Consider the following 13,511-nt stretch of genomic DNA (forward strand, 5'->3'; position numbering starts at 1 on the left):
CGGCCCGCCCGGCACGGCCGTTTCGTGAAAGGACCCCCCGCATGCCGATCTCCGTGAACCTCGACGCCCTCCTCGACAAGGCCTACGAGTCGACCTCCCTCGCGGACCTGGCCGACGCGCCGGTGTCCGCCCTGTCCGGCGTGAGCGAGGCCGACGGCGAGGCGCTGCAGAAGGCGTTCAACATCAAGACCATCGGGGACCTGGCCGGCAACAAGTACATCAGGGCCGCCCAGGCCATCGCCGAGCTCGGCCGCCTGGCCAAGTAGCGTCCCACCGTCCGCCGGCGGACGGCGTCGTGACCCGCGGCAGGGAGAGAAGCCGCGGGTCACGACGAGTCGCGACCGCCTCAGGCGGGTTCGACGACGACCGGGGTGTGCAGGACACGCTCCGGGCCGACCTCCCGCCGCTCCCCCGTGAGGCGGACCGTCGCGCCGCACGGCAGGTCGGTCGCCGAGCGTCCGACGTGGATCTCGACCAGGCCCGGATCCACGACCCGGCGCAGGTCCCGGCCGACGAACGCGGTCCGGTCGGCGTGCACGGTGAAGGTCACGCGCGCCGCCGTCCCCGCGGCCAGCGGCACCCGGGCGAAGCCGGCGAGCTGCAGCAACGGCCGGGTGACCTCGGCCTGCACGTCGTGCAGGTAGAGCTGGACGATCTCGGCGCCGTCGCGCGGGCCGGTGTTGCGCACCCGTACGGACACCGTGACCGTGCCGTCGGTGGGGATCTCCGGGTCGCTGACCACCAGGTCGTCGTACTCGTACGTGGTGTACGAGCGGCCGTGGCCGAAGCCGAACATCGGGGTCGGGTCGAGGTTGCTGACCCCCTCGCTGTTCACCCCGAGCGGGGGCTGGAGGTACGTGCCCGGCTGGCCACCCGGCAGCCGCGGCACCTGGACCGGCAGCTTGCCGCTGGGGTTGACCCGGCCGGAGAGGACGCCCGCGATCGCCGCGCCGCCCTCCTCGCCGGGCATGAACGCCTGCACCATCGCCGCGGCTCCCTCGTAGTCGCCGAGCGCGTACGGGCGGCCCGAGACCACCACGACGATCACCGGCGTACCGGTCTCCAGCAATTCCCTGACGAGTTCGCCCTGCACTCCCGGCAGCGCGAGGTCGGGGGCGTCGCAGCCCTCGCCGGACGTACCCCGGCCGAAGAGCGCGGCCCGGTCGCCGACCACCGCGATGCAGACGTCGGCGTCCCGGGCGGCGGCGACCGCGGCGGCGAAGCCGGACCGGTCCTCGTCGCGCACCGGGCAGCCGGCCTCGTAGGTCAGGGTGTCGTCCGGCAGTTCGGCGCGCAGGGCCGTCCACAGCGAGTCCGCGACCAGGCCGAGCCCGTACTCGGGGAACTCGCCGAGGATGTGGTTGGGGTAGGAGTAGCAGCCCATGAACGCCTGCGGGTCGTCGGCGCAGGGTCCCACGACGGCGACCCGGCGCGGGGCGGTGCCGGCACCGAGCGGCAGCACGCCGGAGTCGTTGGCGAGCAGCACGATCGACGCCTCGGCGAGCTCGCGGGCGATGGCCCGGTTGCCCGGCGAGTCGAAGTCGATGCCGTCGCCCGCGGCGACGGACGCCTCGGGGGTCCAGTCCGGGTCGAGCAGGCCGAGCTCGGCCTTCTGCCGCAGCACCCGGCGGGCCGCCCGGTCGACCAGCTCCTCGGGTACGCGGCCGGCCCGCACGAGCTCGATCAGGCCGTCGTGGAAGCCGATCGCGTCCGGGAGCTCGACGTCGATCCCGGCGGCCAGGGCGAGCGCGCCCGCCTCGGCCGGTGACGCGGCGACGCGGTGCATGGACTCGAGGAAGGGCACGGACCAGTAGTCGGAGACGACCGTGCCCTCGAAGCCCCACTCGTCGCGCAGAACCCCGGTGAGCAGGGCGGGGTCGGCGCCGACCGGAACGCCGTCGATGTCGGTGTACGAGTTCATGACCGAGCGGGCGCCGCCGGAGCGGATCGCGGTCTCGAACGGGACCAGCATGATCTCGCGCAGCTCGCGCGGGCCCATCGCGACCGGGGCGTGGTTGCGGGCGGCACGCGACGCGGAGTAGCCGACGAAGTGCTTGAGGGTGGCGACGATGCCCTGCTGCTCGAGGCCGCGGACGTACGCCGAGCCGAGCATGGCCACCAGGTACGGGTCCTCGCCCATGGTCTCCTCGACCCGCCCCCAGCGGTAGTCGCGGACCACGTCGAGCACGGGCGACAGGCCCTGCTGCACCCCGACCGCGCGCATGTCGGCGCCGATCGCCGCGGACATCCGCTCGACCAGCGCGGGGTCGAACGTGGCGGCCCAGGCGAGCGACGTCGGGTAGACCGTCGCGCCCAGCGTGGTGAAGCCGGTGAGGCACTCCTCGTGGACGATCGCCGGGATGCCGAAGCGGCTGCCGCTCATCACCGCGCGCTGGAGCTCGACGACCCGGGCGCGGCCCTCCTCGACGGTGACCGGGCGGGTGCCGAAGACCCGGGTGAGCTGGCCGAGGCCGTACCGCACGGCGTCGTCGAACGGCCGGGACCCGGCCGCGAAGACCTCCTGCATCGGGGCGACGTCGCCGGTGGCCTCCACCGCGAAGCCCTTCCACACGCTGCCGAGCTGAGCGACCTTCTCCTCCAGGCTCATCGCCGCCAGCAGCGCGTCGGCCCGCTCACCGGGCGAAAGGGCGGTGTCGGTCCACCGGCGCTGATCGACCGGGTGCAGCACGGCCATGATTCCTCCTGCCTCGCCGAAACTTCCGGAAGCGTTCCGGACGGCATCCGCAGTCTGCCTCTCCCCCCGAGCACGACGCAAGCCGTAGATTACCTCGAAGTGCAGTTCGGCAGGCGCAAGCGGGGCCGGAACCACGCCGGAAGTTTCAGGTGCCGCGGACGCAAACGATCCCGCCGCCTCCGGGGTGGAGACGACGGGATCGCGGGGTCCGGCCGGGGTCACTCCCCCGGTTTCTTGAACTGCTCCTCCGGCTTGCCCTCCATGTAGTCGGCCACCGTGCGGTAGACCGCCGGATTGACGATGCCGTGCGACATGCGGTCCTTGTGCTCGGCCCAGTCGGGGTTCACCAGATAGCCGGCGACGACGAACGACGTGGTGCCGACCACGAGCGACGCGGTCTTCTCGGCGTCGGACGTACCCGTCTTGCCGAAGATCGGGTGACCCACCGCCGAGCGGGCGTTGCGCTCGGTGGCACCGTTGCAGTTGCCGAGCTGGGCCTGGTCGCCGACCGGGCAGCGGGCCGCGTCGAGCGCCTTGCGGGCCACCTCCTTGCTGGTCGCCCGGGTGCAGTCCGGCTGGCCTGCGCTGATCTTGGTGCCGTCCGCCGACGTGATCCGCTGGATCGGCGTCGGCTTGCAGTACATGCCGTCGGCGGCCAGGACCGCGTACGCGTTGGCGATGTCCAGCGGGGTCGACGCGGTGACACCGAGCGTGAAGGACGCCCACTCGTGGGCACCCTGCGGGTCGTTCGCGATGTCGGCGTCGCCCTTGGCGCGGAACTGGACCCCGAAGCGCTTCGCCACGGCGACCACCTTCTCCGCGCCGACCTGCTCCTGCAGCGGCACGAAATACGTGTTCACCGACTTGCCGAAGCCGGTCCACATGTTGAAGGTGCCCTGCTCGCTCTTCGAGGCGTTGGACGGGCAGTAGAAGTGGGTGCCCGGGCAGGCCGCCGGCGACCTCGGGTCGATGATGTAACCCGACTTGTACGTCGAGCCGGACGTGATCTGGTGATCCAGCTCCATGCCGTTCTCGAGCGCCGCCACCATGGTGAACGCCTTGAACACCGAGCCGGCCTGGTAGCCGTTGATGTCGCCGCCACCGGTGATGATCGGGTTGGTGGTGTTCGGGTAGGTGCCGCGGATGCCCTTCCTGGCCAGGTCCGGGTTCGAGCTCAGCTTGTTCTTCGGATTCGTCGCGCTGTCCAGCTTGAACTTGCGGTTGGCGGCGAGGGCGCGGACCCGGCCGGTCCCCGGCTCCACCCCGGCCAGCAGCAGCGCGTTGCGGTTCTTGTCGCTGATCCGGTCCGAGATCTCCTTGCGGGCCGCCGCCTGCGCGTCGACGTCGAGCGAGGTGACCACCCGGTAGCCACCGCTCTTGAGCTGGCGCTCACGGTCGTACGTGGTCGCGCCGAACTCCTTCTGGCCCAGCCACCAGCGGTAGAAGTAGTCGCAGAAGAAGCCCCAGTTGTTCTTCGCCACCGACACGCAGCCGTTGCCGGGCCGGTTGGTGGTCCGCCCGAGCTTGACCGCCTTGGCCTTCTTGGCCTCCTCCGGGGTGATGTACTTCAGCTCCTGCATGTTGTCGATGATGTAGTTGCGCCGGTCCAGCGCCTGCGGATAGCCGGACGGCGTCGTCGGGTCGAACGACGTGGGCGCCTTCACCATGCCGGCCAGCAGCGCGGCCTCGGGGACGGTGAGGTCCTTCGGCTTCTTCTTGAAGTAGACCTGGCTGCCGGCGTAGACGCCGTACGCGCCGTTGCCGAACGGGGCCATGTTCAGGTAGCGCTCGAGGATCTGCTGCTTGGTCAGCTCCTTCTCGAGCTGCATGGCGTACTTCATCTCGCTGAGCTTGCGCTCCGGCGTGTCCTTCGTGGCGTCGATGGCCTGCTGCGGCGTCTTCGCCGAGTACGCCAGCATCATCCGGACGGCCTGCATCGTCAGCGTGGAGGCGCCCTGCTTGCCGCCGCCGTTCTTGTTGTTCACCAGCGCCCGGGCGACACCCTTGAGGTCGACGCCGTTGTGCTCGTAGAACTGGTGGTCCTCGGCGGCGACGATCGCGTTCTGCATGTTCTTCGAGATGTCCTTCAGCGGCACGTCGCTGCGGAACTCGTCGTACATGACCGCGATCTGGGTCTTGCCGTCCGATGCGAAGATGCGCGTGACCTGGGGCGCCGACTGGTGCTCGAGCTCGCTCGGCAGCTCGGCGAACCCCTGCGAGCCCGCCTTCGCCGCCAGCCCCGACATGGCGACGGCGGGGAAGGAGGCCGCGGCCACCACCACACCGGCCAGCAGGCCGCAGATCACCAGCGAACTGGTGTTGGCGAAGAAGGAGCGATCGCGTTTTCGGGTCCAGAACGTCACCCGACCCAGATTAGCCACGGAGATCCAGCACCGCCTCTCGAGGGTTGCCCCATTTGTCTGCGTGCAGAACGGACTCCAGGGGACGCCGCCGGCGCCACCCGTGCCGTTCCAGATCCGGTACGCGCTCCAGGTGGGTGACCGGGCCCAGGCACAGCCACGCCACCGGGCGCACGCCCTCCGGTATGCCCAGCAGGCTGCGCAGATAGTCCTCCCGGTAGAACGAGACCCAGCCCACACCGAGCCCCTCGGCGGTCGCCGCGAGCCACAGGTTCTCGATGGCGAGGCACACCGAGTACAGGCCGGCGTCGGCGATCGCGTGCCGGCCGAGCACCGCGGGGCCGCCCCGATCGGCGTCGTAGGTGACGACAACCGAAAGAGTGGACTCCATCACACCGTCGATCTTGATCCGGGAGAACCGCTCCGCCGCCTCGCCCTCGAGCCGGTCCGCGAACACCCGGCGCTCGGTCTCGACGTGGTCCCGGAACTGCCGGCGCAGCCGCGGATCGCGCACCAGCACGAAGTCCCACGGCTGCGAGAGGCCCACGCTGGGGGCCGCGTGCGCCGCCGTGAGGATCCGCTCGAGCACCTCGTCCGGGATCGGCGCGCCGGTGAACTCGCCGCGGACGTCGCGGCGGCGGTGGATGGTCTCGTACAGCTCGTGCGGCAAGACGGCTCCCGATGCTCGGCTCTGGGTCAGAGCTGATTGTCGAGGGTCGCCACCCCACCGGCCGCGGCCGCCTCCGGCAGGCGGGCCTTCGCGGCGGCGTCGCCGTACAGGGCCCAGCGCAGGAACTCGGTCGCGGTGCCGGTGGTGGCCTCGAAGTCGGCGCTCCCGGTGACGTGCCCGCCCTCGGTGATCGACAGCATGGCCCGCGACCACGGTACGGCCGAGAAGACCGTGTGCCCCGCCCGGTACGTGACCGTCTCGTCCCGGCGGCCGTGCACGAACAGCATGGCCGCCGCCGGGCCGGTGAACGGCGTGCCCTGGAAGTCGGTGCCGGCGAGCACGATCCCGGCCTTCAGCCGCTCGTCGCGGTGGGCGCTGAACAGCCCGGCGGTGGTGATGCCGCCGGCGGAGTGCCCGGCCGCCGCCGTCCGCGCCGGATCGATCATCGCGGCGGCCGGCCCGCCCGGGGCGAGCAGCGCGCCGATGACATGTGAGGCGTCAGCGGGCTGGTTGACGATGTCCGCCGGGTCGAGGTCGGCGGCGCCGTACGAGGTCCTCGGGTACGTGGGAGCGGCCACCACGAACCCGGCCTGCGCCCAGCGGGCCAGCATCGGCTCGTAGTCGCGCGGCTGGGCGGTGAGCCCGTGGCTGAACAGCACGAGGGGGAACCGCCCGGTCGCCGCGGCGGCCTCGTCGGCCGGCGCCGGGGTGCCCGCCGCCGTGCCGGTCGCCGGATACCAGACCGTGGTGGGCAGGGCCCGCTCGCCGCGGCTGAGCTCCAGCGTGCGGCGGCCCACCGGGAAGGCCGAGGCGGGCGCCCGGCCGGGCGGCGGCACGTACGGCATCGTGACGCTCCGCGGCGCCAGCGACGACGCGGTGGTCGAGGCCAGGATCGGCGCCGCCGAGGCCGGAGCGCTGGTCGCCCCGGCCGTCCCGGTCCCGGTCCCGGTGCCGGTCCCGGTGCCGGTGCCGGTGTCCGCCGTGCAGGCGGCCAGGCTCCCGGCGCCGGCGGCACCCGCCAGCCCGAGCAACAGTGTCCGTCTCCGCATGGTCACCAGTGTGCGGCCCGAACCTGTGATGACCTTGGGAAACACGCACCGGCGCCGCGGCGTGCCGGCCGGGGCGGACCGGGCCAGGCTCCGGATCATGACGAACTGGCCCGTGGTTCGAGAAGGACTACCGGGAGTACGGCTCCGAAGTCCGGCGACTTCTGCGGGATCGAGGTCTCCGGCGTGCTGCCCGACGGCGGCGACGCGCCGGCGAGGCCGCCGGGATGCGGGGGCAGGGCGTTTCGCTGGTGACGCTCGGCGTCGGCGGCCCGAAGTACGATCGCGCCCCGCTAGCGACTGGCCGGCGTGGCGCGACGAGCAGAACGGCTGAGCCGGCGCGGCGGCCGTGCCCCCACACCCGGGGGCACGGCCGCGCGTGTCAGACGAAGATGTCGAGGATCAGCACGCAGGCGAAGCCGACCACGGAGATGACCGTCTCCATCACCGACCACGTCTTGATGGTCTGCCCGACGGTCATCCCGAAGTATTCCTTCACCAGCCAGAAGCCGGCGTCGTTGACGTGCGAGAAGAACAGCGAGCCGCAGCCGATCGCCAGGGCCAGCAGCGACACCTCGGGCTTGTCCAGGGTGCCGGCCAGCGGCGCGACGATGCCGGCGGCGGTGATCGTGGCGACGGTGGCGGAGCCGGTGGCGATCCGGATGCCGACCGCGACGAGGAAGCCGAGCAGCAGCGCCGAGATGTTGGCGTCCTTGGCGGCGTCGGCGACCACGTTGCCCACGCCGGCGTCGACGAGCACCTGTTTGAAGCCGCCGCCCGCGGCGACGATGAGCAGGATGCCGGCGATCGGCGGCAGTGAGCCGCCGATGACGGCCGAGGTCTGCGCCCGGTCGAAGCCAGCCCGCTTGCCCAGGGTCCACATGGCGAGCAGCACGCCGAAGAGCAGCGCCACGACCGGCTCGCCGAGCACCTCGAACGTCTTCCGCAGGCCGGTGCCCTCGTCCAGGGCCAGTTCCGCGATGGCGCGCAGCAGCATCAGCACGATCGGCAGCAGCACGGTGAGCACCGCGGGCCAGAACCCGGGGTTGCGGCGGGACGCGGGCAGGTCGGAGTCGACGAGCTTGTCCGGCTCCTCGGTGCCCGCGTTGGCGAGGTCGTCGCGGTCGACGAAGTCCTGACCGCCGGCCGGGCCGGCGGCGGGACGCTCCGCGGCGCGGCCGGCCCCGGCCAGGACCGCGGTGGCGGGCACGGCGACCGGCACCCGCTTGGCGATGAAGTTGCCGAAGATCGGGCCGGCCACCAGCACCGTGGGCACCGCGCAGATGAGCCCGAACGCCAGCGTCAGGCCCAGGTCGGCATTGAGGTTGGCGATGGCCACCAGCGGCCCCGGGTGCGGCGGGACGAGGCCGTGCAGCACCGACAGGCCGGCCAGCGCCGGGATGCCGATCTTGAGCAGGGGCACGTCCGTACGCTGGGCGACCAGCAGCACGATCGGCACCAGCAGCACGACGCCGACCTCGAAGAACAGCGGCAGGCCGATGAGCGCGGCGACGCCGGCCATCGCCCACGGCAGGGCCGTGCCGGAGAACTTCCGGACGATGGTCGCGACGATGCCGTCGGCGCCGCCGGACTCGGCCAGCAGCGCCCCGATCATCGAACCGAGCGCGATCAGCAGGCCGACGTTGCCGGCGGTGCTGCCGACGCCCGTGGTGAAGGAGTGCACGGTGTCGACGGGGGCCGCGCCGGCGACGATCCCGAGCGCGGCCGCGCCGAGGACGAGGGCGAGGAACGGATGCCATTTCGCCCATGCGATCAGCAGGATGACCACGGCGATACCGAGCACCGCGGCGAGGACAAGTTGGCCGGTTCCGGCGGAGGTGATGGCCTCCGCCGCCAGCACGGGATCAGCGTGCGCTGTCATGGTCGAGCCCTACCCCGATCGAGAGAAGTCGAACCGTGTCCGGACTGCATCCGGAGGCTATCCGACCTTGAGCCTCGAACGGGTTCAGCTCGCCGGGGCAAGATTCCGTTTGACCGTACGGGTCAGCTCATCGGCCAGGATCTCCGTCTCGCCCTTCGCCACGGCGTCGAGCGCCAGCGCCGCCACGCCGGCCGGGTCGACCTTGCGATCGGCCGGTACGTGCGCGGCCATGTCCGTGTCCATGTAGCCGACGTGCAGCGCCGCGACGAGGATGCCGCGCGGCGCGAGCTGCTCGCGTACGGCGTCGGTGAGCGCCCACCCGGCCGCCTTGGCCGCGCTGTACGCCCCCGCCCCGGCGGGGTGGTACCAGGACAGCACCGACAGCACGTTGAGGAACGCCCCGCCGCCGTTGCGCTCGATGATCGGGGCGAACGCCCGCGTCACGCCGAGGGTGCCGAAGTAGTGGGTCTCCATCTCGAGCCGGATCCGCTCGGGGTCGCCGTCGAGCAGGGCGGCGCCCGTGCTGGACCCGGCGTTGTTGATGACGAAGGTGGCGTCCTGCGCCACGGCGGCGGCCCGCGCCACCGACGCGGGATCGGTGACGTCCAGCCGCAGCGGCACGACGCCGGGCAGGTCGATCGCCTCGGGGCGCCGGGCGGTGGCGTACACCTTGGCGCCGCGCCCGGCGAGCTGAGCGGCGAAGATGCGGCCGAGACCGCGGTTGGCCCCGGTGACGAGGGCGACGGAGTTCTCGATGTCCATGCGTTTAGATTATGGGCGTCATCTAACCTCGGCAAGGTTAGATGACGGACGTCATATAATGGTGGGATGGCGCGCGTATCGCAGGCACAGGCCCAGGAGAACCGGGACCGGGTGGTCCGTACGGCGGCCCGCCTCTTCCGGGAACGGGGCGTCCAGGCCGTCAGCGTGGCGGACCTGATGGCCGAGGCCGGCCTGACCCACGGCGGCTTCTACAAGCAGTTCGCCTCCAAGGAGGCCCTCGTCGCCGAGGCCACCGGCCGCGCGTTCGGCGACCAGGGCGCCCGCCTGGCCACCCACGACCACGACCACCCCGGCGACCGCGCGGCGGCCCGCAACGCGCTGCTCGAGACGTACCTGTCCCCGGCCCACCGCGACGACCCCGGCACCGGCTGCCCGGCCGCCGCCCTCGGCCCCGACATCGGCCGCGAGGACCCGCAGGGCCCGGCCCGCGAACCGTACGCGCACGGCGTGGAGCAGTTCGCCCGCTGGATGGCCCGCGAGGACGGCGGCGAGGACCTCGCCGCCATCGCCACGATGGTGGGCGCCGTGATGCTGGCCCGCGCCACGAAGGGCACCCCCCTCTCGGAACGCATCCTCGAGGCGGCCCGCGAAGCCCTCGGCTGACCCGGCTCATCGCCGATCCCCGCGGTCCCGCGGAGCGCGCTAGTCCTGCTCCGGCGGGGCCTGCTCCTCGCCGGTGAGGGGCAGACCCGCCTGGAGCAGGTCGAGGGCCCGGTCCAGGACCTCGAAGTCGCGCGTCTCGTACGGGCCCGAGCCCGGCAGGGAGGCCAGCGCCGCCCCCATGACCGCGCCGGCGAGGACGCGGGCGCGGAAGTCCTCCGGGGGCAGGCCGGCGCGTTCGGCGACGACCGTGGCCAGCATGGCGATGGCCTCGGAATACTGGCGCAGGTAGCGGGCGCGGAGGTCGTCCACCGACTGGAGGATGCGCTGGCGGCGCTGTTCCGCGGCCCACTCCTGCGGCGGGATGGCGGTGTACACCTGCCGGATGCTGCGGCGGATCGCCTCGATCGGGTGCAGGCCGGCGGGCTGGCCGCGGACCGCCTCGAGCAGCAGCGGGTCGTAGTCGTCGGTGAGGACCAGGTCCTCCTTGGTGGGGTAGTACCGGAAGAACGTGCTCGGGGAGACGTCCGCCGCCTCGGCGATCTGATCGACCGTCGTGGCGGCGTACCCCTGGGCCTCGAAGAGCCGCAGCGCGTGCTCGCGGATCGCGGCCCGCGTCCTGGCCTTCTTGCGTTCCCGTAGTCCCGGCGACGTCATACCGTCGATTCTGCCGCCGCCTGCGGGGAAACGGGCGGCAGGGTGACCTCTTCCGGGTTCGCCGGGGCCGCCGGGCGCCCGGGCAGGAAGGCCACGGACAGGATCGCGCCGGCGACCGCGATCACGCCGGCGACCAGCAGGGCCGCGCCCATGCCGTCGGTGAAGGCGGAGCGGACCACCGCCGCGGCCGCGGGATCTCCGAGCCTCGCGGCGACCGACATCCCCGCCGAGACGCTCTCCCGGGCGGCGGCCGGCAGCCCGGAGCCGTCGATGCCGTCGCGGTACGCGGAGTTGAGCACCGTGCCGAGCACCGCCACCCCGATCGCGCTGCCGACCTGGCGCATGGCCTGGATCAGCCCCGAGCCGACGCCGCTGCGCTCCTTGGACAGCGCGCCGAGGGCGGCGTTCATCGCGGGCGGCATCGTGAAGCCCAGCCCGACGCCGGTCACCGTGATCCAGGCGGCGACGAAGCCGTACCCGGTGCCGGGGCCGGTGGCGGTGCCCGCGAACAGGCTGCCCGCGATCATCACCAGGCCGGCCGTGACGACGGCCTTCGCGCCGAGCTTCGGTTCGAGGCGCCCGGCGAGGCGCGCGCCGACCATGAGGCCGCCGATGACCGGCAGCAGCCGCAGGCCGGTGCCGAACGCGTCGTTGCCGCGGACCGCCTGGTAGAACAGCGGGAGGGCGAAGAGCAGGCCGAACATGGCGAAGCTGGCCACCGTGGCGAGGATCGAGCCCCAGGTGAAGGCGCGGGAACGGAACAGCGCCAGGTCGACCAGCGGCGCCTGGGCGCGCCGCTGCCACAGCACGAAGGCGGCCATCACGGCGACGCCCGCGGCGACCGTCACCAGCGATCGGGGGTCGCTCCAGCCGCGTTCGCCGGCCTCGATGATCCCGTACGTCGTGACGACCAGTCCCACCGCCGACAGGACGATGCCGGCCGGGTCGAAGCGCCGGGTGCGGTCACCGTGCGACTCCGGCACCCACAGCGCCACGGCGACGATGCCGACGACGACCAGCGGCAGGTTGATCAGGAAGACCGAGCCCCACCAGAAGTGGTCGAGCAGCCAGCCGCCGACCAGCGGGCCGAGCGGGATGCCGAGGGTGTTGGCGGTGATCCAGACGGTCAGCGCCCGGGTCCGCTCCGCCGGTTCGAAGATCACGGTGAGCACGGCCGAGCTGAGCGGCATGATCACCGCCGCGCCGAGGCCGAGCGCCGCCCGGGCCCCGATCAGCTGGCCGGAGGTGGTCGCGTACGAGCAGGCGGCGGACGCGATGCCGAAGACCGCCAGGGCGCCCAGCAGCATGCGCTTGCGGCCGAAGCGGTCGCCGAGCATGCCGGCCGGGAGCAGGGCGGCGGCGAGCACGAGCAGGTAGGAGGTGGTGAACCACTGGAGGTCGCCGGTCGAGGCGTTCAGGTCGCCGGCCAGCGTCGGCAGGGCGACGGACAGCACGGTGCCGTCGAGCCCGATCGCGATGGTGCTGAGGGAGAGCGCGGCGAGCGCCCACCAGCGTGAAGTGGAAGTAGCCATGAATTGAGAGTAGCTGTCAAAAGCGAGAAGCTGTCAGAAATGTGAGGTGCGCCATGCCCGTGCGGGCGGCCCGGCGCGTTGGTGCAGGCCGCGGGGGCATCGCTGTGCCACCATCACATCGATCACGCCCGAGATCGGCTCGTCCGACCGCCGCAGGAGGTGACCGACGATGAAGAAGGCCGTCGGCTGGATCGTGCTCGTCCTGGTCATCTACTACATCGGCACCAGCCCGGGCCCCGCCGCGGACATCGCGCAGGGCATCGGTGACGGCGTCGCGGAGATCTTCCGCAACATCGGCGTCTTCTTCTCCAACCTGGCCGACTGACCGCCGTGCGGCTGGTCTTCGTGGGCCTGGCCACCGTGGACCTGGTGCAGCGCGTCGACCGGGTTCCCGGCGTGGACGAGAAGGCCGAGGCGCTGTCCACCGAGGTCGCGGCGGGCGGCCCGGCCACCAACGCGGCGGTCACCGCGGCCGCGCTCGGCGCCGAGGTCACCCTGGTCACCGCGGTCGGGGCGCACCCGCTCGGCGACCTGATCCGCGCCGACCTGGCCGACTGCGGCGTCACCCTCCTCGACGCCGGGCCGCACGCCACCGCCCCGCCGCCGGTCTCCGCCGTGACCGTGCTGGACGGCACCGGCCAGCGCACGATCGTGAGCCGCAACGCGCGGGACGTGGCTGTGGGCGTACCGGAAGGGCTGGATGCTGTGCTGTCCACCGCGGACGCCGTGCTGGCCGACGGGCATCATCCCGCGCTGGCCCGGGCCGCCGCGCGCAGCGGGCGGCCGCTCGTGCTGGACGCGGGCAGCTGGCGGCCGGTCTTCGCGGACCTCCTGCCGCACGCCGGGTTCGCCGCCTGCTCCGCGGCCTTCCGGCCACCCGGCGAACGGCCGGCCGAGGCGGCGCTGCGGGCCCTCGGCGTGCGCCGCGGGGCGATCACCCACGGCCCGGGCCCGGTGCGGTGGTGGTCCGGCGACGCGGCCGGCGAGATCGAGGTGCCGCCGGCCGACGCCGTCGACACGGCCGGCGGCGGGGACGCGTTCCACGGCGCGCTCACCGTCGCGGTCGCGCAGGGTGCCGACACCGTCGAGGCCCTCCGGTACGCGGTGAGCATCGCCGCCGTCCGCGTGCGGCACCGGGGCCCGCGCTCGTGGCTGGCGGCCCTGCGCGGCTGACCCGGTCGCCGAAAACGGGTCGCGTGATCCGGGCGGGCCCGCCTACCGTGGTCGCATGCAGCACAGGTCGGTGACGACGACGCCGGGACGACCCGGCGCACCGTCACGCTGAC

The 13,511-nt window shown here is 72.8% G+C and carries 12 protein-coding genes; 4 read left to right on the plus strand and 8 right to left on the minus strand.

Translation table 11 applies throughout. The features are described 5' to 3' along the window. The first annotated feature begins 41 nt into the window (after positions 1 to 41). Positions 42 to 266: a hypothetical protein gene (locus tag CLV70_RS02040; protein WP_106124574.1), complete on the plus strand. Its 225-nt coding sequence runs from the start codon at positions 42 to 44 to the stop codon at positions 264 to 266. A gap of 80 nt (positions 267 to 346) precedes the next feature. Here the strand turns inward: CLV70_RS02040 and CLV70_RS02045 are convergent, their stop codons facing one another. The 6 genes from CLV70_RS02045 to CLV70_RS02070 form a co-directional block, all read right to left on the minus strand. Continuing rightward, positions 347 to 2,695: a beta-glucosidase family protein gene (locus CLV70_RS02045; protein ID WP_106124575.1), complete on the minus strand. Its 2,349-nt coding sequence runs from the start codon at positions 2,693 to 2,695 to the stop codon at positions 347 to 349. 218 nt (positions 2,696 to 2,913) lie between these two features. Continuing rightward, on the minus strand, positions 2,914 to 5,058 hold the full coding sequence (locus tag CLV70_RS02050; protein ID WP_106124576.1) for a transglycosylase domain-containing protein: 2,145 nt from the start codon (positions 5,056 to 5,058) through the stop codon (positions 2,914 to 2,916). 10 nt (positions 5,059 to 5,068) lie between these two features. After that, positions 5,069 to 5,725: a 5,6-dimethylbenzimidazole synthase gene (gene bluB / locus CLV70_RS02055; protein ID WP_106124577.1), complete on the minus strand. Its 657-nt coding sequence runs from the start codon at positions 5,723 to 5,725 to the stop codon at positions 5,069 to 5,071. A gap of 26 nt (positions 5,726 to 5,751) precedes the next feature. Then, complete coding sequence (locus tag CLV70_RS02060) at positions 5,752 to 6,774, minus strand: alpha/beta hydrolase family protein (protein ID WP_158277679.1); 1,023 nt, start codon at positions 6,772 to 6,774, stop codon at positions 5,752 to 5,754. Positions 6,775 to 7,153: 379 nt separating this feature from the next. Beyond that, on the minus strand, positions 7,154 to 8,653 hold the full coding sequence (locus tag CLV70_RS02065; protein WP_106124579.1) for a GntP family permease: 1,500 nt from the start codon (positions 8,651 to 8,653) through the stop codon (positions 7,154 to 7,156). An 84-nt stretch (positions 8,654 to 8,737) separates the two neighbouring features. Then, a complete protein-coding gene (locus CLV70_RS02070) occupies positions 8,738 to 9,415 on the minus strand; it encodes an SDR family oxidoreductase (RefSeq protein WP_106124580.1) in 678 nt (225 codons plus the stop codon). Positions 9,416 to 9,481: 66 nt separating this feature from the next. On the opposite strand from CLV70_RS02070, the gene CLV70_RS02075 reads away from it, so the two are divergent. Beyond that, positions 9,482 to 10,039 carry a TetR/AcrR family transcriptional regulator gene (locus CLV70_RS02075; RefSeq protein ID WP_106124581.1) on the plus strand — a complete coding sequence of 186 codons (558 nt, stop codon included), beginning with the start codon at positions 9,482 to 9,484 and terminating at the stop codon, positions 10,037 to 10,039. Between the two features lie 39 nt (positions 10,040 to 10,078). On the opposite strand, the gene CLV70_RS02080 is transcribed toward CLV70_RS02075, so the two are convergent. Together CLV70_RS02080 and CLV70_RS02085 are read right to left on the minus strand one after the other, a co-directional pair. Beyond that, positions 10,079 to 10,693: an acyl-CoA-like ligand-binding transcription factor gene (locus CLV70_RS02080; protein WP_106124582.1), complete on the minus strand. Its 615-nt coding sequence runs from the start codon at positions 10,691 to 10,693 to the stop codon at positions 10,079 to 10,081. Then, the gene (locus CLV70_RS02085; protein ID WP_106124583.1) at positions 10,690 to 12,225 is read right to left on the minus strand and encodes a DHA2 family efflux MFS transporter permease subunit; all 1,536 of its coding nucleotides are present in this window, start codon (positions 12,223 to 12,225) and stop codon (positions 10,690 to 10,692) included. The genes CLV70_RS02080 and CLV70_RS02085 overlap by 4 nt, the downstream gene beginning before the upstream one ends. Before the next feature lie 169 nt (positions 12,226 to 12,394). Between CLV70_RS02085 and CLV70_RS40065 the strand changes: the two genes are divergently transcribed. After that, positions 12,395 to 12,550 (plus strand): hypothetical protein, encoded by a 156-nt coding sequence (locus CLV70_RS40065; protein ID WP_170148558.1) that lies wholly within the window; start codon positions 12,395 to 12,397, stop codon positions 12,548 to 12,550. A 5-nt stretch (positions 12,551 to 12,555) separates the two neighbouring features. Beyond that, positions 12,556 to 13,398: a PfkB family carbohydrate kinase gene (locus CLV70_RS02090; protein WP_106124584.1), complete on the plus strand. Its 843-nt coding sequence runs from the start codon at positions 12,556 to 12,558 to the stop codon at positions 13,396 to 13,398. Positions 13,399 to 13,511: the final 113 nt, after the last annotated feature.

The sequence above is a fragment of the Pseudosporangium ferrugineum genome, assembly GCF_003002065.1.
GTDB lineage: Bacteria > Actinomycetota > Actinomycetes > Mycobacteriales > Micromonosporaceae > Actinoplanes > Actinoplanes ferrugineus_A.

What these genes read in the sequence shown, in the direction of transcription:
- CLV70_RS40065 (WP_170148558.1), top strand. Translation starts at nt 12,395, where the DNA reads ATGAAGAAGGCCGTCGGCTGGATCGTGCTCGTCCTGGTCATCTACTAC.
- CLV70_RS02065 (WP_106124579.1), bottom strand. Translation starts at nt 8,653, where the DNA reads ATGACAGCGCACGCTGATCCCGTGCTGGCGGCGGAGGCCATCACCTCC.
- CLV70_RS02080 (WP_106124582.1), bottom strand. Translation starts at nt 10,693, where the DNA reads ATGACGTCGCCGGGACTACGGGAACGCAAGAAGGCCAGGACGCGGGCC.
- CLV70_RS02075 (WP_106124581.1), top strand. Translation starts at nt 9,482, where the DNA reads ATGGCGCGCGTATCGCAGGCACAGGCCCAGGAGAACCGGGACCGGGTG.
- CLV70_RS02040 (WP_106124574.1), top strand. Translation starts at nt 42, where the DNA reads ATGCCGATCTCCGTGAACCTCGACGCCCTCCTCGACAAGGCCTACGAG.
- CLV70_RS02045 (WP_106124575.1), bottom strand. Translation starts at nt 2,695, where the DNA reads ATGGCCGTGCTGCACCCGGTCGATCAGCGCCGGTGGACCGACACCGCC.
- CLV70_RS02070 (WP_106124580.1), bottom strand. Translation starts at nt 9,415, where the DNA reads ATGGACATCGAGAACTCCGTCGCCCTCGTCACCGGGGCCAACCGCGGT.
- CLV70_RS02060 (WP_158277679.1), bottom strand. Translation starts at nt 6,774, where the DNA reads ATGCGGAGACGGACACTGTTGCTCGGGCTGGCGGGTGCCGCCGGCGCC.
- CLV70_RS02085 (WP_106124583.1), bottom strand. Translation starts at nt 12,225, where the DNA reads ATGGCTACTTCCACTTCACGCTGGTGGGCGCTCGCCGCGCTCTCCCTC.